The sequence below is a fragment of the Escherichia sp. WS1368 genome, assembly GCF_046487485.1.
GTDB classification, from domain to species: domain Bacteria; phylum Pseudomonadota; class Gammaproteobacteria; order Enterobacterales; family Enterobacteriaceae; genus Escherichia; species Escherichia coli.
Genome location: NZ_JBJQJI010000001.1, coordinates 1,011,340 through 1,028,695, shown reverse-complemented (window position 1 = coordinate 1,028,695; position 17,356 = coordinate 1,011,340). Strand labels below are relative to the sequence as shown.

The window sequence follows — 17,356 nt, the reverse complement described above, 5'->3', positions numbered from 1 at the left end:
GTGAACCGTCGGAGAACAATACGTACGGTAACGAAATTATCTTTCAGCAAGGAGCTGTGAAAATGTCTCAAAATAAGGCTTTCAGCACGCCATTTATCCTGGCTGTTCTTTGTATTTACTTCAGCTATTTCCTGCACGGCATTAGTGTTATTACGCTTGCCCAAAATATGTCATCTCTGGCAGAAAAGTTTTCCACTGACAACGCGGGCATTGCCTATTTAATTTCCGGTATCGGTTTGGGGCGATTGATCAGTATTTTATTCTTCGGTGTGATCTCCGATAAGTTTGGTCGTCGGGCGGTGATATTAATGGCAGTAATAATGTATCTGCTATTCTTCTTTGGTATTCCCGCTTGCCCGAATTTAACTCTCGCCTACTGTCTGGCAGTGTGCGTAGGTATCGCTAACTCAGCGCTGGATACGGGTGGCTACCCCGCGCTCATGGAATGCTTTCCGAAAGCCTCTGGTTCGGCGGTCATACTGGTTAAAGCGATGGTGTCATTCGGGCAAATGTTCTACCCAATGCTGGTGAGCTATATGTTGCTCAATAACATCTGGTACGGCTATGGGCTGATTATTCCGGGTATTCTGTTTGTACTGATCACACTGATGCTGTTGAAAAGCAAATTCCCCAGCCAGTTGGTGGACGCCAGCGTAGCTAATGAATTACCGCAAATGAACAGCAAACCGTTAGTCTGGCTGGAAGGTGTTTCATCAGTACTGTTCGGTGTAGCCGCATTCTCGACCTTTTATGTGATTGTGGTGTGGATGCCCAAATATGCGATGGCTTTTGCTGGTATGTCAGAAGCTGAGGCATTAAAAACCATCTCTTATTACAGTATGGGCTCGTTGGTCTGTGTCTTTATTTTTGCCGCACTGCTGAAAAAAATGGTCCGGCCCATCTGGGCTAATGTATTTAACTCTGCACTGGCAACAATAACAGCTGCCATTATCTACCTGTACCCTTCTCCATTGGTGTGTAATGCCGGAGCCTTTGTTATCGGTTTCTCAGCAGCTGGCGGCATTTTACAGCTCGGCGTTTCGGTCATGTCAGAGTTTTTCCCAAAAAGCAAAGCCAAAGTCACCAGTATATATATGATGATGGGTGGACTGGCTAATTTTGTTATTCCGCTGATTACCGGTTATCTGTCGAACATCGGCCTGCAATATATCATTGCTCTCGATTTTACTTTCGCGCTGCTGGCCCTGATTACCGCAATTATTGTCTTTATCCGCTATTACCGCGTTTTCATTATTCCTGAAAATGATGTGCGGTTTGGCGAGCGTAAATTTAGCACCCGGTTAAACACAATTAAGCATAGAGGTTAAAGGAGTTAATTATGGATGTTACCGCAAAATACGAATTGATTGGGCTGATGGCATATCCCATCCGCCACAGTTTATCGCCTGAAATGCAGAATAAAGCCTTAGAAAAAGCGGGATTGCCATTTACCTATATGGCTTTTGAAGTGGATAACGATAGTTTTCCCGGAGCAATTGAAGGATTAAAAGCCCTCAAAATGCGCGGAACTGGTGTATCAATGCCGAACAAACAACTGGCGTGTGAATATGTTGATGAATTAACGCCAGCGGCCAAACTGGTGGGTGCCATCAACACCATCGTTAATGATGATGGCTATCTGCGTGGCTATAACACCGACGGCACGGGCCATATTCGCGCCATTAAAGAGAGCGGTTTTGATATCAAAGGCAAAACGATGGTGCTGTTAGGGGCCGGAGGTGCCTCAACGGCGATTGGCGCGCAGGGGGCAATTGAAGGTTTAAAAGAAATTAAACTCTTTAACCGTCGGGATGAGTTCTTCGATAAAGCCCTCGCCTTCGCGCAGCGGGTTAACGAAAACACCGATTGTGTCGTCACGGTTACCGATCTCGCCGATCAGCAAGCCTTTGCTGAAGCCCTGGCTTCCGCCGACATTTTAACCAATGGCACAAAAGTGGGTATGAAACCCCTTGAGAATGAATCATTGGTTAATGATATCAGTCTGTTACATCCGGGACTTCTGGTCACTGAATGCGTGTATAACCCGCATATGACGAAGTTATTGCAGCAGGCGCAACAAGCTGGTTGCAAAACGATTGATGGATACGGCATGTTGTTGTGGCAAGGGGCTGAACAGTTCACGTTATGGACTGGCAAAGATTTCCCTCTGGAATATGTTAAACAGGTCATGGGGTTCGGTGCCTGACAGGCTGACCGCGTGCAGAAAGGGTAAAAAATGAAAACCGTAACTGTAAAAGATCTCGTCATTGGTACGGGCGCACCTAAAATCATCGTCTCGCTGATGGCGAAAGATATCGCCAGCGTGAAATCTGAAGCTCTCGCCTATCGTGAAGCGGACTTTGATATTCTGGAATGGCGTGTTGACCACTATGCCGACCTCTCCAATGTGGATTCTGTCATGGCGGCGGCAAAAATTCTCCGTGAAACCATGCCAGAAAAACCGCTGCTGTTTACCTTCCGCAGTGCCAAAGAAGGCGGCGAGCAGGCGATTTCCACCGAGGCTTATATTGCACTCAATCGTGCAGCCATCGACAGCGGCCTGGTTGATATGATCGATCTGGAGTTATTTACCGGCGATGATCAGGTTAAAGAAACCGTCGCCTACGCCCACGCGCATGATGTGAAAGTTGTCATGTCCAACCATGACTTCCATAAAACGCCGGAAGCCGAAGAAATCATTGCCCGTCTGCGCAAAATGCAGTCCTTCGACGCCGATATTCCTAAGATTGCGCTGATGCCGCAAAGTACCAGCGATGTGCTGACGTTGCTTGCCGCGACCCTGGAGATGCAGGAGCAGTATGCCGATCGTCCAATCATCACGATGTCAATGGCAAAAACTGGCGTAATTTCTCGTCTGGCTGGTGAAGTATTTGGCTCGGCGGCAACTTTTGGTGCGGTAAAAAAGGCCTCTGCACCAGGGCAAATCTCGGTAAATGATTTGCGCACAGTATTAACTATTTTACATCAGGCATAAGCAATAATATTTCGGCGGGAACATCCTCCCCCGCCGAACTAAAAAAATATATTTAACCGTATTTAATAAAAATATTTCGTGAGTCTCTGTGCGCTAATTCTCCATCTGGCGTAGGGAAAATCACATCTGAATCAGGAATTAACAATGAAACCTGTAAAACCACCTCGTATTAATGGACGAGTGCCGGTCCTGTCGGCACAGGAAGCGGTGAATTATATTCCCGACGAAGCAACACTTTGTGTGTTAGGCGCTGGCGGCGGTATTCTGGAAGCCACCACGTTAATTACTGCTCTTGCTGATAAATATAAACAGACTCAAACACCACGTAATTTATCGATTATTAGTCCAACAGGGCTTGGCGATCGCGCCGACCGTGGTATTAGTCCGCTGGCACAAGAAGGTCTGGTGAAATGGGCATTATGCGGTCACTGGGGACAATCGCCGCGTATTTCTGATCTCGCAGAACAAAATAAAATTATTGCTTATAACTATCCACAAGGTGTACTTACACAAACCTTACGCGCCGCCGCAGCCCACCAGCCTGGTATTATTAGTGATATTGGCATCGGGACATTTGTTGATCCACGCCAGCAAGGCGGCAAACTGAATGAAGTCACTAAAGAAGACCTGATTAAACTGGTCGAGTTTGATAACCAAGAATATCTCTATTACAAAGCGATTGCGCCAGATATCGCCTTCATTCGCGCTACCACCTGCGACAGCGAAGGCTACGCCACTTTTGAAGATGAGGTGATGTATCTCGACGCATTGGTTATTGCCCAGGCGGTGCACAATAACGGCGGTATTGTGATGATGCAGGTGCAGAAAATGGTTAAGAAAGCCACGCTGCATCCTAAATCTGTCCGTATTCCGGGTTATCTGGTGGATATTGTGGTGGTCGATCCGGATCAAACCCAACTGTATGGCGGTGCGCCGGTTAACCGCTTTATTTCTGGTGACTTCACCCTTGATGACAGCACCAAACTTAGCCTGCCCCTAAACCAACGTAAATTAGTTGCACGGCGCGCATTATTCGAAATGCGTAAAGGCGCGGTGGGGAATGTCGGCGTCGGTATTGCTGACGGCATTGGCCTGGTCGCCCGAGAAGAAGGTTGTGCTGATGACTTTATTCTGACGGTAGAAACAGGTCCGATTGGCGGAATTACTTCACAGGGGATCGCCTTTGGCGCGAACGTGAATACCCGTGCCATTCTGGATATGACGTCCCAGTTTGATTTTTATCACGGTGGCGGTCTGGATGTTTGTTATTTGAGTTTTGCTGAAGTCGACCAGCACGGTAACGTCGGCGTGCATAAATTCAATGGTAAAATCATGGGCACCGGTGGATTTATTGATATCAGTGCCACTTCGAAGAAAATCGTTTTCTGCGGCACATTAACTGCGGGCAGTTTAAAAACAGAAATTACCGACGGCAAATTAAATATCGTCCAGGAAGGACGGGTGAAGAAATTTATTCGGGAACTACCGGAAATTACTTTCAGCGGAAAAATCGCTCTCGAGCGAGGGCTGGATGTTCGTTATATCACTGAGCGCGCAGTATTCACGCTGAAAGAAGACGGCCTGCATTTAATCGAAATCGCCCCTGGCGTCGATTTACAAAAAGATATTCTCGACAAAATGGATTTCACCCCAGTGATTTCGCCAGAACTCAAACTGATGGACGAAAGATTATTTATCGATGCGGCGATGGGTTTTGTCCTGCCTGAAGCGGCTCATTAACAGGAGTATCACGATGGATTTTTCTTTAACTGAAGAACAAGAACTGCTGCTGGCCAGTATTCGCGAACTGATTACGACTAACTTTCCGGAAGAGTATTTCCGCACCTGCGATCAAAACGGGACATACCCGCGTGAATTTATGCGGGCACTGGCGGATAACGGTATTTCCATGCTTGGCGTGCCGGAAGAATTTGGTGGTATCCCTGCGGATTACGTCACCCAAATGCTGGCGCTGATGGAAGTGTCAAAATGCGGTGCCCCGGCATTTTTGATCACCAACGGTCAATGTATTCACAGTATGCGCCGTTTCGGTTCTGCAGAGCAGCTACGTAAAACGGCAGAGAGCACCCTGGAAACGGGTGATCCCGCCTATGCCCTGGCATTGACGGAACCAGGCGCAGGCTCAGATAACAACAGCGCCACCACCACTTACACGCGTAAAAACGGCAAGGTTTACATCAACGGCCAGAAAACCTTTATTACCGGCGCGAAAGAGTACCCGTATATGCTGGTGCTGGCGCGCGATCCAGAACCGAAAGATCCCAAAAAAGCCTTCACCCTGTGGTGGGTCGACTCCAGTAAGCCCGGCATTAAGATTAACCCGCTGCATAAAATCGGCTGGCATATGCTCAGCACCTGCGAAGTCTATCTCGACAACGTGGAAGTTGAAGAGAGCGACATGGTGGGCGAAGAAGGAATGGGTTTCCTCAATGTGATGTACAACTTTGAGATGGAGCGCCTGATCAACGCCGCGCGCAGCACCGGCTTTGCCGAGTGTGCCTTTGAAGATGCCGCCCGCTATGCCAACCAACGTATCGCTTTTGGTAAGCCCATTGGTCATAACCAGATGATCCAGGAAAAACTGGCGCTGATGGCGATTAAGATCGACAACATGCGCAACATGGTGCTGAAAGTGGCATGGCAAGCCGATCAGCATCAGTCACTGCGCACCAGCGCGGCGCTGGCAAAACTGTACTGCGCACGTACCGCAATGGAAGTTATTGATGATGCGATTCAAATCATGGGCGGTCTGGGCTATACCGATGAGGCGCGCGTCTCTCGCTTCTGGCGTGATGTCCGTTGTGAACGTATCGGCGGCGGTACAGACGAAATTATGATTTACGTAGCGGGTCGGCAGATCCTGAAAGATTATCAGAACAAATAATCTGCAGGCGGCGCAGCTTCTTAACAAACTGCGCCGCCAGATTTATCCGGCAAGACTTACCGGTTGAGGAAATTCAGATAAGATTTCTTGTTCCGCAAAACAGTTTTTAAATTGCCTGCGGTAATCGCTGGGCGAACAGCCGACATGGCGCAAAAACAGTTTGGCAAAGTGATCGACATTTTCATAACCCACACGCCAGGAGATCTCTGCCTGTGATAATTCAGTATTAGTGAGTGACCATTTCGCTTCCGTCATACGCCGTTGAATAACATAGTTAATAGGGGAAATACGATACTCTTTGGTAAATTCATGGCAAATATAACTGACGCTGGCACGAAACTTTTTCGATAACTGCTCTAAAGTGATTTTTTCGCGATAGTTATTATTCAGATAGAAAAGAATATCTTTTATCAGAACATCTTTTTTAATATATCCCTGCTCCGAACGATAAGCATTTTTAAAGTTTTCATAGTAAAGAATTGCTAACGTATAGGCAAATGCGTCCCATAACGAAGATGTTTGGCTATTTTTACTTTGCGGCAAAATCACACTTAGCTCATTAAATAAGGTTTTAATAACTTCTTTTCCCTGCCCTGCGGCAATTACCGGGCAAGAATGCGGTTGCAGTAGCTGATTTTCCTCAGCCCCCTGAAACTGAAAGCCGTACAGCGCACAGGTACACGTCGTTGCCGGATCGTTAACGTCAGAGGCCACCGCATGCAGCCTGCCACGTTCTATCACCACAATGTCATCGGCGTGCGCGACATATAACGAAGAATCGATGGTAAACCTTGCTACCCCTTTCTTGACGTAAATCAACTCGGTTTCATTGTCATGAACGTGATGTCCGGACTCCCATTTTGGATCATCGCTAAATGCAAAACGTGAAAGCCGTGGCGTTTTACCGGCGACAAACAGCGTTTCGCTGGCGTTATCAAAACAGCGTTGATACATGACAACCTCCCTATTCCATGAGCAAGCAAAAACAATATATGCCGGATAAAATACGGCGTGTATTGCGGTTATACAACCGCGTTTAGCGAGAGCTAAACAAGATTATTTACACTGAATGCAAGATTGTACGGTCATGGAATAACTATATTGCCGCAAATTGCACTTTTGTTTTAGCGATCGCATTTTTTTTGCAAGATTGTTGGCAAGGAAAACAGCTTGCTCCGTCGAAAACCCCGCACCGCTATCGCACACTATTTTCAGGCCATTTTTACCTTCCATCGGAGATGGTTCCGTATGCGACTCACAGGAGAAATCATGAAAATAATAACCTGCTTTAAGCTGGTGCCTGAAGAACAGGACATTGTTGTCACTCCAGAATATACCCTGAATTTCGACAATGCCGACGCCAAAATCAGCCAGTTCGATCTCAATGCCATTGAAGCTGCAAGCCAGATTGCAACAGATGACGATGAGATAGCCGCGCTGACCGTTGGCGGCTCATTGTTGCAGAACTCGAAAGTACGCAAAGACGTGCTATCCCGCGGGCCGCATAGCCTGTATTTGGTGCAGGATGCGCAACTTGAACATGCACTGCCTCTCGATACCGCAAAAGCACTGGCGGCAGCAGTTGAAAAGATCGGCTTCGATTTACTGATCTTTGGTGAAGGTTGCGGTGACCTTTATGCCCAGCAGGTTGGCTTGCTGGTCGGAGAAATTCTGCAACTTCCGGTGATTAATGCAGTGAGTGCTATTCAGCGTCAGGGCAATACACTGGTGATTGAACGCACGCTTGAAGATGATGTTGAAGTTATTGAGCTCTCTGTTCCAGCCGTGCTCTGCGTCACCTCCGATATTAACATGCCACGCATTCCTTCGATGAAAGCCATTCTCGGCGCGGGTAAAAAACCGATAAATCAGTGGCAGGCAAGTGACATTGGCTGGAGCCAGAGCGCGCCACTTGCTGAGCTGACCGGCATTCGCGTACCGCCGCAAACAGAACGTAAGCACATCATTCTCGATAACGATTCGCCGGAGGCCATTGCCGAGCTGGCGGAATATCTGAAGAAAGCCCTGAACTGAAGCCTACGGAGAAGAAACGATGAGTCAATTAAACAGCGTCTGGGTCTTTAGCGATAATCCTGAACGTTATGCTGAACTGTTTGGCGGCGCGCAGCAATGGGGCCAACAGGTGTATGCCATTGTACAAAATACCGACCAGGCGCAGGCAGTTATGCCTTATGGTCCAAAATGTATTTATGTTCTTGAGCAAAATGATGCGCTGCAACGTACTGAAAATTACGCCGAAAGCATTGCTGCCCTGCTGAAAGATAAACATCCTTCTATGTTGCTGCTGGCCGCGACGAAACGCGGTAAAGCTCTGGCAGCACGGTTAAGTGTGCAACTGAATGCGGCGCTGGTGAACGATGCCACTGCGGTGGATATTGTCGATGGTCACATTTGCGCCGAACACCGGATGTATGGCGGGTTAGCGTTCGCACAGGAAAAGATCAACAGCCCGCTGGCGATCATTACCCTTGCACCCGGTGTTCAGGAACCGTGCACCAGTGATACCGCTCATCAGTGCCCGACAGAAACGGTACCTTATGTTGCCCCGCGTCATGAAATTCTCTGTCGCGAACGCCGTGCGAAAGCGGCAAGCAGCGTGGACCTGAGCAAAGCAAAACGTGTGGTTGGCGTCGGTCGTGGTCTGGCAGCGCAGGATGACCTGAAAATGGTCCACGAACTGGCGGCGGTGCTGAATGCTGAAGTCGGCTGTTCACGTCCAATTGCCGAAGGCGAGAACTGGATGGAGCGTGAACGTTATATCGGTGTCTCCGGCGTGTTGCTGAAATCCGATCTCTACCTGACGCTGGGGATCTCCGGGCAGATCCAGCATATGGTTGGCGGCAACGGCGCAAAAGTGATTGTCGCCATCAATAAAGATAAAAATGCGCCAATCTTCAACTATGCCGACTACGGTCTGGTGGGCGATATCTACAAAGTCGTCCCTGCCCTGATTAGCCAGTTGAGCCGCTAATTCCCCTTTCAACCACATCTCCCGCTGTAAACGCAGCGGGAAGGGAGCATAACGCATGTCGGATGACAAATTTGATGCCATTGTGGTCGGTGCGGGCGTTGCCGGTAGCGTTGCCGCACTGGTCATGGCGCGAGCCGGGCTGGATGTCCTGGTGATAGAACGCGGCGACAGTGCCGGATGTAAAAACATGACCGGCGGGCGTCTTTATGCCCACACACTTGAAGCGATTATTCCAGGCTTTGCAGCATCAGCGCCGGTAGAACGCAAGGTCACACGCGAGAAAATCTCCTTCTTAACCGAAGAAAGCGCCGTTACCCTCGACTTTCACCGCGAGCAACCAGATGTTCCGCAACACGCGTCTTATACCGTATTGCGTAATCGTCTGGACCCGTGGTTGATGGAACAAGCCGAGCAGGCGGGCGCGCAGTTTATCCCGGGCGTACGCGTCGATGCGCTGGTTCGTGAAGGAAACAAGGTCACTGGCGTGCAGGCCGGGGATGATGTTCTTGAAGCGAATGTGGTGATTCTGGCTGATGGCGTTAACTCGATGCTTGGCCGCTCGCTGGGAATGGTTTCCGCTTCCGATCCGCATCATTACGCTGTTGGTGTTAAAGAGGTTATTGGCCTCACACCAGAACAGATCAACGATCGCTTTAATATTACGGGCGAGGAAGGTGCCGCCTGGCTGTTTGCCGGTTCCCCTTCTGACGGCCTGATGGGTGGCGGATTCCTCTATACCAATAAGGATTCCATATCGTTGGGGCTGGTTTGTGGATTGGGTGATATCGCCCATGCGCAAAAAAGCGTGCCGCAAATGCTGGAAGATTTTAAACAACACCCCGCCATTCGCCCGCTGATTAGCGGCGGCAAACTGCTTGAATATTCCGCGCATATGGTGCCGGAAGGCGGTCTGGCAATGGTGCCGCAGCTGGTTAACGATGGCGTGATGATCGTTGGTGACGCCGCAGGCTTCTGCCTGAATTTGGGTTTTACAGTTCGCGGCATGGATTTAGCCATTGCATCAGCTCAGGCTGCCGCCACAACAGTGATTGCCGCCAAAGAACGCGCGGATTTCTCCGCCAGCAGTCTGGCGCAATACAAACGTGAGCTGGAACAAAGTTGTGTTATGCGCGATATGCAGCATTTCCGCAAGATCCCGGCGCTGATGGAAAATCCGCGCCTGTTTAGTCAGTATCCGCGCATTGTCGCCGACATCATGAACGATATGTTCACCATTGACGGCAAACCAAACCAGCCGGTACGCAAAATGATCATGGGACACGCGAAAAAAATTGGGCTGATCAACTTGCTGAAAGATGGCATTAAGGGAGCAACCGCGCTATGAGCCAGAACGCTACGGTTAACGTCGACATCAAATTAGGCGTCAATAAATTCCATGTTGATGAGGGCCACCCGCATATCATTTTGGCGGCAAATCCCGATATCAATGAATTCCGTAAATTAATGAAAGCCTGCCCTGCCGGACTTTATAAGCAGGATGACGCCGGCAACATTCATTTTGATTCTGCCGGTTGTCTGGAGTGCGGCACCTGTCGGGTGCTGTGCGGCAACACTATTCTCGAACAGTGGCAATATCCCGCAGGCACCTTCGGTATTGATTTTCGCTACGGCTAATCATGCATCCCACAGGCCCGCATCTCGGGCCTGATGTTCTGTCTCGAGAGTCCAAAATGAAAGTGACATTAACGTTTAACGAACAACGTCGTGCGGCGTATCGTCAGCAAGGGCTATGGGGCGATGCTTCGCTGGCCGATTACTGGCAGCAGACCGCTCGTGCGATGCCAGACAAAATTGCCGTGGTCGATAATCATGGAGCATCGTACACCTATAGCGCGCTCGATCACGCCGCGAGCTGTCTGGCAAACTGGATGTTAGCGAAGGGTATTGAATCAGGCGATCGCATCGCATTTCAACTGCCTGGCTGGTGTGAATTTACCGTTATCTATCTTGCCTGCCTGAAAATCGGTGCGGTTTCCGTACCGCTGTTGCCTTCCTGGCGGGAAGCAGAACTAGTATGGGTGCTCAATAAGTGTCAGGCAAAAATGTTCTTTGCTCCGACGTTGTTTAAACAAACGCGTCCGGTAGATTTAATCCTGCCGCTGCAAAATCAGCTTCCACAACTACAACAACTTGTCGGCGTGGACAAACTGGCTCCCGCCACCTCTGCTCTCTCATTAAGTCAGATTATCGCCGACAATACTCCTCTAACCACGGCGATAACGGTCCACGGCGATGAATTAGCCGCGGTGCTGTTTACCTCCGGAACCGAGGGTCTGCCAAAGGGCGTGATGCTAACGCATAACAATATTCTCGCCAGTGAGCGGGCTTATTGCGCGCGGTTGAATCTGACCTGGCAGGATGTCTTTATGATGCCTGCGCCACTTGGTCATGCAACGGGCTTTCTGCATGGCGTAACGGCACCATTCTTAATTGGCGCTCGCAGCGTGTTGTTAGATATTTTCACTCCTGATGCGTGTCTCGCGCTGCTTGAGCAGCAGCGTTGCACCTGTATGCTCGGCGCAACGCCGTTTGTCTATGATCTTTTGAATTTACTGGAGAAACAACCCGCTGACCTTTCAGCGCTGCGCTTCTTTCTTTGCGGCGGGACCACAATCCCCAAAAAAGTGGCGCGTGAATGCCAGCAGCGCGGCATTAAATTATTAAGTGTTTATGGTTCCACAGAAAGTTCGCCGCACGCAGTGGTGAATCTCGACGATCCTTTGTCGCGCTTTATGCACACCGATGGTTACGCTGCCGCAGGTGTTGAGATTAAAGTGGTCGATGACGCACGCAAGACCTTACCGCCAGGTTGCGAAGGTGAAGAAGCCTCGCGTGGCCCCAATGTGTTTATGGGGTATTTTGATGAACCTGAATTAACCGCCCGTGCCCTGGATGAAGAAGGCTGGTATTACAGCGGCGATCTCTGCTGCATGGATGAGGCCGGCTATATAAAAATAACCGGGCGCAAGAAAGATATTATTGTCCGCGGCGGCGAAAATATTAGCAGCCGTGAAGTAGAAGATATTTTATTGCAGCATCCTAAAATTCACGATGCCTGTGTGGTTGCGATGCCCGATGAACGTTTAGGTGAACGCTCATGCGCTTATGTCGTGCTGAAAGCACCGCATCATTCATTATCGCTGGAAGAGGTGGTGGCTTTTTTTAGCCGTAAACGGGTCGCGAAATATAAATATCCTGAACATATCGTGGTAATCGAAAAACTACCGCGCACTGCCTCAGGTAAAATACAAAAGTTTTTGTTAAGGAAAGATATTATGCGGAGATTAACTCAGGATGTCTGTGAAGAGATTGAATAAGTTTCATCTTCGGGGATCACATAAACCCGGCGACTGAACGCCGCCGGGGATTTATTTTATTTCTTCAGTTCAGCCAGGCTTAACCAGGTTTGCACCACGGTATCCGGGTTCAGAGACAGGCTATCGATCCCTTCTTCCATCAACCATGCGGCAAAGTCTTCGTGGTCGGACGGGCCCTGACCGCAAATCCCGACATATTTGCCCTGTTTCTTCGCGGCACGAATCGCCATCGACAGCAGTGCTTTCACCGCATCGTTGCGCTCATCGAACAGTTCAGACACCACTCCGGAGTCACGGTCCAGACCGAGCGCCAGCTGTGTCATGTCGTTTGAGCCAATTGAGAAGCCGTCGAAATATTCGAGGAACTGCTCTGCCAGCAAGGCGTTGGACGGAATTTCACACATCATGATGATTTTCAGCCCGTTCTCACCACGTTTCAGCCCCTGACGCGCCAATTCGTCAACCACCGCTTTCGCCTGATCTACGGTACGCACGAACGGGATCATGATCTCAACGTTGGTCAGTCCCATGTCGCTGCGCACACGTTTCACTGCTTCACACTCCAGCGCAAAGCAGTCGCGGAAGCTGTCGGAAACATAGCGGCCCGCGCCACGGAAGCCGAGCATCGGGTTCTCTTCATCTGGCTCGTAACGCTCACCACCGACCAGGTTGGCATATTCGTTCGATTTAAAATCAGAGAGACGGACAATGACGCGCTTCGGATAAAACGCGGCACCCAGCGTCGCGATCCCTTCAGTCAGACGCCCAACGTAAAATTCACGCGGAGAATCAAAACCTTTCATCATCTCGCGGATTTCGTTTTGCAACTGCGGTTCCTGATCGTCAAACTCAAGCAGTGCGCGTGGGTGGACGCCAATCATACGGTTGATGATAAATTCCAGACGCGCAAGGCCCACGCCTTCGTTCGGCAGGCAGGCGAAGTCGAAAGCACGGTCCGGGTTACCGACGTTCATCATCACCTTCAACGGCAGATCAGGCATCGTTTCTACGCTGGAGCTTTTCACGCTAAATTCCAGCAACTCCGCATAGACATAACCGGTATCACCTTCGGCACAAGAAACAGTGACGTTCTCACCGTCTTTCATCCGTTCTGTTGCATCACCACAGCCCACTACCGCCGGAATGCCGAGTTCACGAGCGATGATCGCCGCGTGACAGGTACGACCGCCACGATTGGTGACGATGGCAGATGCCTTCTTCATGATCGGTTCCCAGTCCGGGTCAGTCATGTCAGTAACCAGCACGTCGCCAGGTTCGATGCGGTTCATTTCGCTGATGTCATGGATGACTTTCACCGGACCCGCGCCGATGCGATGACCGATAGCACGGCCTTCGGCGATAATCTTACCCTGTGAATGCAGCGTATAACGCTCCATGACCTGACCGCGTGAGCGCACGGTTTCCGGGCGCGCCTGCACAATGAACAGTTTGCCGGTGTGGCCATCTTTCGCCCACTCAATATCCATTGGGCGACCGTAGTGTTTCTCAATTTGTACGGCCTGTTTTGCCAGTTCCTGCACTTCTTCGTTGGTCAGCGAGAAGATGTCACGCTGTTCCTGCGGTACGTCTTCGATTTTAACCTGCTTGCCGTGCTCCTGGGTCGGCGCGTAGACCATGCGGATTTTTTTCGACCCCATGGTGCGGCGCACGATAGCCGGGCGATTCGCCGCCAGTGTCGGTTTGTGCACGTAAAACTCATCCGGGTTAACCGCACCCTGCACGACCATTTCACCAAGGCCCCATGCGGAAGTGATAAACACCACCTGGTCAAAGCCGGATTCGGTATCAATGGAGAACATCACGCCAGAAGATGCGAGGTCGGAGCGCACCATCCGCTGAACACCGGCGGAGAGCGCCACGCCACGGTGATCGTAACCCTGGTGCACACGATAAGAGATGGCGCGATCGTTAAACAGAGAAGCAAATACATGTTTCACTGCCACGAGAACGGCGTCAAAACCCTGAACGTTGAGGAAAGTTTCCTGCTGACCGGCAAAAGAAGCGTCCGGCATATCTTCTGCAGTAGCGGAGGAACGCACCGCAAACGAGGCGTTTTCGTCATCGGCGGAAAGCTGTGCATAGGCTTCGCGGATGGCGTTTTCCAGCTCAGGCTGGAAGGGAGTGTCGATAATCCACTGGCGGATTTGCGCGCCCGCTTTCGCAAGCTGGGTAACATCGTCAATATCCGTTTTATCCAGCAGTTCATAAATGCGCTGGTTTACGCCGCTTTGGTCCAGAAACTGGTTAAACGCGTCGGCGGTTGTGGCGAAACCATTCGGAACGGAAACACCCATTCCGGAAAGGTTAGTAATCATTTCACCCAGGGAGGCATTTTTGCCCCCAACCCTGTCTACATCATTCATGCCGAGTTGGTTATACCAAAGCACCAGCGGTGACGAGCCATTGTTGGACATCGAACAATCCTTTTGTGATAAATGAACGGTTTGAGAAACACATTTCTGCGCATTTATCTTTGCATATTTAACCGGATGAAAAAAACGGTGAATCGTTCAAGCAAATATATTTTTTTACTTTTTAAGACTGATCCCAGCGTTGCGCAAATCTGCTCTCTTCGACAATTTCCACATAAACCATCGGTATAAACGAAACCGTAAAAATGAAATGCTGTTTTCATAAAAAATAAAATTGAAGGTTCATTTTATAAACCAGACATAACGTTCTACGCTTCTGTGCGTTTTTAATTTATGCTTTCATAGAATTATGTCTGCATCACGGGAAGAACAAAATGGATAATGCTGTTGATCGCCACGTTTTTTATATTTCTGATGGTACGGCAATAACTGCGGAGGTATTAGGACACGCAGTAATGTCACAATTTCCCGTCACTATCAGCAGCATTACGCTGCCGTTTGTCGAAAATGAGAGCCGTGCACGGGCAGTGAAGGATCAGATTGACGCAATTTATCACCAGACAGGCGTGCGCCCGCTGGTCTTCTACTCCATCGTGTTGCCGGAGATTCGCGCCATCATCTTGCAAAGTGAAGGCTTTTGCCAGGATATCGTTCAGGCGCTGGTTGCCCCGCTACAACAAGAGATGAAACTGGATCCAACGCCGATTGCTCATCGTACCCATGGCCTTAACCCTAATAATCTCAATAAATATGATGCGCGCATTGCGGCGATTGATTACACCCTCGCCCACGATGACGGCATTTCGTTGCGCAATCTGGATCAGGCTCAGGTGATCCTGCTCGGTGTTTCTCGCTGTGGTAAAACCCCCACCAGTCTGTATCTGGCAATGCAATTTGGTATCCGCGCGGCAAACTACCCCTTTATTGCCGACGACATGGATAATCTGGTGCTACCCGCGTCGCTCAAACCGCTTCAGCATAAATTGTTCGGCCTGACTATCGACCCGGAACGTCTGGCGGCGATTCGCGAAGAACGTCGGGAGAACAGTCGCTATGCCTCGCTTCGTCAGTGCAGGATGGAAGTCGCGGAAGTAGAAGCCTTGTACCGTAAAAATCAGATCCCGTGGATTAACAGTACCAATTATTCGGTAGAAGAGATTGCCACCAAGATTCTCGATATCATGGGCCTTAGCCGCCGAATGTACTAGAGAACTAGTGCATTAGCTTATTTTTTTGTTATCATGCTAACCACCCGGCGAGGTGTGACACACCTCGCACTTGAAATCAGCTGCGATTGGTTTATCGTGATGCGCATCACTTCCCGGTAGTCCTGCCGTAGAAGCAACAAATTTCTGAGACTTGTAATGAACAGAACTGACGAACTCCGTACTGCGCGTATTGAGAGCCTGGTAACGCCCGCCGAACTCGCGCTACGGTATCCCGTAACGCCTGGCGTCGCCACCCATGTCACCGACTCCCGCCGCAGAATTGAAAAAATACTGAATGGTGAAGATAAGCGACTGTTGGTCATTATTGGCCCCTGCTCGATCCACGATCTCACCGCTGCAATGGAGTACGCCACCCGTCTGCAGTCGCTGCGCAACCAGTACCAGTCACGGCTGGAAATCGTAATGCGCACCTATTTTGAAAAACCACGAACTGTTGTCGGCTGGAAAGGGCTAATCTCCGATCCAGATTTAAACGGCAGCTATCGGGTAAATCACGGTCTGGAGCTGGCGCGCAAATTACTTTTACAGGTAAATGAGCTGGGCGTCCCTACCGCGACTGAGTTCCTCGATATGGTGACCGGTCAGTTTATTGCTGATTTAATCAGTTGGGGCGCGATTGGCGCACGTACTACCGAAAGTCAGATCCACCGTGAAATGGCTTCGGCACTCTCCTGTCCGGTAGGTTTTAAAAATGGTACCGATGGCAACACGCGGATTGCCGTAGATGCTATCCGCGCAGCCCGCGCCAGCCATATGTTCCTCTCGCCAGACAAAAACGGTCAGATGACCATCTATCAGACCAGCGGCAACCCGTATGGCCACATTATTATGCGTGGCGGCAAAAAACCGAATTATCATGCCGATGATATCGCCGCAGCCTGCGATACGCTGCACGAGTTTGATTTACCTGAACATCTGGTGGTGGATTTCAGCCACGGTAACTGCCAGAAGCAGCACCGTCGCCAGTTAGAAGTTTGTGAGGATATTTGTCAGCAAATCCGCAATGGCTCTACGGCGATTGCTGGAATTATGGCGGAAAGTTTCCTGCGCGAAGGAACGCAAAAAATCGTCGGCGGTCAGCCGCTCACTTACGGTCAATCGATTACCGACCCGTGTCTGGGCTGGGAAGATACCGAACGCCTGGTCGAAAAACTCGCCTCTGCGGTAGATAGCCGCTTCTGAATGCGTGCCCATTCCTGACGGAATGGGCATTTCTGCGCAACTTGTTGTCTTCTCAACAAATTACTGCTTGCTCTGGCCGCCATAATATTGATAATAAGAATCATTGTTATATCAATTATTATTAATTTTTATGCGTTATACGGATAGCAGAAAACTCACGCCTGAAACGGATGCCAATCACAAGACCGCTTCCCCGCAGCCCATCCGGCGAATTACCAGCCAGACACTGTTAGGTCCGGATGGCAAACTGATTATCGATCATGACGGGCAAGAATATCTGCTCCGTAAAACTCAGGCTGGCAAGCTGCTGTTGACCAAGTAG

Annotated in this window: 15 protein-coding genes; 13 read left to right on the top strand and 2 right to left on the bottom strand. The window is 49.9% G+C overall.

Going from position 1 to position 17,356, the window contains the following annotated elements; all coding sequences use genetic code 11:
* Positions 1-62 precede the first annotated feature (62 nt).
* The 5 genes from ACJHYD_RS05020 to ACJHYD_RS05000 all read left to right on the top strand — a co-directional run bounded on the left by ACJHYD_RS05020 (position 63) and on the right by ACJHYD_RS05000 (position 5,900).
* On the top strand, positions 63-1,328 hold the full coding sequence (locus tag ACJHYD_RS05020) for an MFS transporter (RefSeq protein WP_001328865.1): 1,266 nt from the start codon (positions 63-65) through the stop codon (positions 1,326-1,328).
* 11 nt (positions 1,329-1,339) lie between these two features.
* Positions 1,340-2,206, top strand: a complete 867-nt coding sequence (ydiB, locus tag ACJHYD_RS05015; protein WP_000383469.1) for a quinate/shikimate dehydrogenase — start codon at positions 1,340-1,342, stop codon at positions 2,204-2,206.
* Between the two features lie 30 nt (positions 2,207-2,236).
* The gene (gene aroD, locus ACJHYD_RS05010; RefSeq protein WP_000860192.1) at positions 2,237-2,995 is read left to right on the top strand and encodes a type I 3-dehydroquinate dehydratase; all 759 of its coding nucleotides are present in this window, start codon (positions 2,237-2,239) and stop codon (positions 2,993-2,995) included.
* A gap of 144 nt (positions 2,996-3,139) precedes the next feature.
* Entirely contained in the window at positions 3,140-4,735 is a 1,596-nt protein-coding gene (locus ACJHYD_RS05005; RefSeq protein ID WP_000805670.1) for an acyl CoA:acetate/3-ketoacid CoA transferase, read from the top strand.
* A gap of 13 nt (positions 4,736-4,748) precedes the next feature.
* On the top strand, positions 4,749-5,900 hold the full coding sequence (locus tag ACJHYD_RS05000) for an acyl-CoA dehydrogenase (RefSeq protein WP_000347836.1): 1,152 nt from the start codon (positions 4,749-4,751) through the stop codon (positions 5,898-5,900).
* A gap of 42 nt (positions 5,901-5,942) precedes the next feature.
* Here the strand turns inward: ACJHYD_RS05000 and ACJHYD_RS04995 are convergent, their stop codons facing one another.
* On the bottom strand, positions 5,943-6,854 hold the full coding sequence (locus tag ACJHYD_RS04995; protein WP_000284798.1) for an AraC family transcriptional regulator: 912 nt from the start codon (positions 6,852-6,854) through the stop codon (positions 5,943-5,945).
* A gap of 315 nt (positions 6,855-7,169) precedes the next feature.
* On the opposite strand from ACJHYD_RS04995, the gene ACJHYD_RS04990 reads away from it, so the two are divergent.
* From ACJHYD_RS04990 to fadK, 5 genes are read left to right on the top strand one after another with little or no spacing between them, the layout of a single operon-like run.
* Positions 7,170-7,934, top strand: a complete 765-nt coding sequence (locus tag ACJHYD_RS04990) for an electron transfer flavoprotein (RefSeq protein WP_001551173.1) — start codon at positions 7,170-7,172, stop codon at positions 7,932-7,934.
* Between the two features lie 19 nt (positions 7,935-7,953).
* The gene (locus tag ACJHYD_RS04985) at positions 7,954-8,892 is read left to right on the top strand and encodes an electron transfer flavoprotein subunit alpha (protein ID WP_000080713.1); all 939 of its coding nucleotides are present in this window, start codon (positions 7,954-7,956) and stop codon (positions 8,890-8,892) included.
* Positions 8,893-8,947: 55 nt separating this feature from the next.
* Complete coding sequence (locus ACJHYD_RS04980) at positions 8,948-10,237, top strand: FAD-dependent oxidoreductase (protein WP_001551174.1); 1,290 nt, start codon at positions 8,948-8,950, stop codon at positions 10,235-10,237.
* A complete protein-coding gene (locus ACJHYD_RS04975) occupies positions 10,234-10,527 on the top strand; it encodes a ferredoxin family protein (protein WP_000081071.1) in 294 nt (97 codons plus the stop codon). The genes ACJHYD_RS04980 and ACJHYD_RS04975 overlap by 4 nt, the downstream gene beginning before the upstream one ends.
* Before the next feature lie 56 nt (positions 10,528-10,583).
* Positions 10,584-12,230, top strand: coding sequence for a medium-chain fatty-acid--CoA ligase (fadK, locus tag ACJHYD_RS04970; RefSeq protein WP_001309534.1), 1,647 nt, complete (start codon positions 10,584-10,586; stop codon positions 12,228-12,230).
* 56 nt (positions 12,231-12,286) lie between these two features.
* Here fadK and ppsA read toward each other — a convergent pair whose 3' ends face one another.
* Positions 12,287-14,665 carry a phosphoenolpyruvate synthase gene (gene ppsA / locus ACJHYD_RS04965; RefSeq protein WP_001551175.1) on the bottom strand — a complete coding sequence of 793 codons (2,379 nt, stop codon included), beginning with the start codon at positions 14,663-14,665 and terminating at the stop codon, positions 12,287-12,289.
* Between the two features lie 332 nt (positions 14,666-14,997).
* On the opposite strand from ppsA, the gene ppsR reads away from it, so the two are divergent.
* From ppsR to hemP, 3 genes are all read left to right on the top strand, one after another.
* Entirely contained in the window at positions 14,998-15,831 is an 834-nt protein-coding gene (gene ppsR, locus ACJHYD_RS04960; RefSeq protein ID WP_000368046.1) for a posphoenolpyruvate synthetase regulatory kinase/phosphorylase PpsR, read from the top strand.
* Between the two features lie 156 nt (positions 15,832-15,987).
* Complete coding sequence (gene aroH, locus ACJHYD_RS04955) at positions 15,988-17,034, top strand: 3-deoxy-7-phosphoheptulonate synthase AroH (protein ID WP_001551176.1); 1,047 nt, start codon at positions 15,988-15,990, stop codon at positions 17,032-17,034.
* 130 nt (positions 17,035-17,164) lie between these two features.
* On the top strand, positions 17,165-17,356 hold the full coding sequence (gene hemP, locus ACJHYD_RS04950; protein WP_001270810.1) for a hemin uptake protein HemP: 192 nt from the start codon (positions 17,165-17,167) through the stop codon (positions 17,354-17,356).

Excerpts from the sequence above, each read along its gene's own strand:
- ydiB (WP_000383469.1), top strand. The coding sequence starts at position 1,340 with ATGGATGTTACCGCAAAATACGAATTGATTGGGCTGATGGCATATCCC.
- aroD (WP_000860192.1), top strand. The coding sequence starts at position 2,237 with ATGAAAACCGTAACTGTAAAAGATCTCGTCATTGGTACGGGCGCACCT.
- fadK (WP_001309534.1), top strand. The coding sequence starts at position 10,584 with ATGAAAGTGACATTAACGTTTAACGAACAACGTCGTGCGGCGTATCGT.
- ACJHYD_RS05005 (WP_000805670.1), top strand. The coding sequence starts at position 3,140 with ATGAAACCTGTAAAACCACCTCGTATTAATGGACGAGTGCCGGTCCTG.
- ACJHYD_RS05000 (WP_000347836.1), top strand. The coding sequence starts at position 4,749 with ATGGATTTTTCTTTAACTGAAGAACAAGAACTGCTGCTGGCCAGTATT.
- ppsA (WP_001551175.1), bottom strand. The coding sequence starts at position 14,665 with ATGTCCAACAATGGCTCGTCACCGCTGGTGCTTTGGTATAACCAACTC.
- ACJHYD_RS05020 (WP_001328865.1), top strand. The coding sequence starts at position 63 with ATGTCTCAAAATAAGGCTTTCAGCACGCCATTTATCCTGGCTGTTCTT.
- ACJHYD_RS04985 (WP_000080713.1), top strand. The coding sequence starts at position 7,954 with ATGAGTCAATTAAACAGCGTCTGGGTCTTTAGCGATAATCCTGAACGT.
- ACJHYD_RS04990 (WP_001551173.1), top strand. The coding sequence starts at position 7,170 with ATGAAAATAATAACCTGCTTTAAGCTGGTGCCTGAAGAACAGGACATT.
- aroH (WP_001551176.1), top strand. The coding sequence starts at position 15,988 with ATGAACAGAACTGACGAACTCCGTACTGCGCGTATTGAGAGCCTGGTA.
- ppsR (WP_000368046.1), top strand. The coding sequence starts at position 14,998 with ATGGATAATGCTGTTGATCGCCACGTTTTTTATATTTCTGATGGTACG.
- hemP (WP_001270810.1), top strand. The coding sequence starts at position 17,165 with ATGCGTTATACGGATAGCAGAAAACTCACGCCTGAAACGGATGCCAAT.
- ACJHYD_RS04975 (WP_000081071.1), top strand. The coding sequence starts at position 10,234 with ATGAGCCAGAACGCTACGGTTAACGTCGACATCAAATTAGGCGTCAAT.
- ACJHYD_RS04980 (WP_001551174.1), top strand. The coding sequence starts at position 8,948 with ATGTCGGATGACAAATTTGATGCCATTGTGGTCGGTGCGGGCGTTGCC.
- ACJHYD_RS04995 (WP_000284798.1), bottom strand. The coding sequence starts at position 6,854 with ATGTATCAACGCTGTTTTGATAACGCCAGCGAAACGCTGTTTGTCGCC.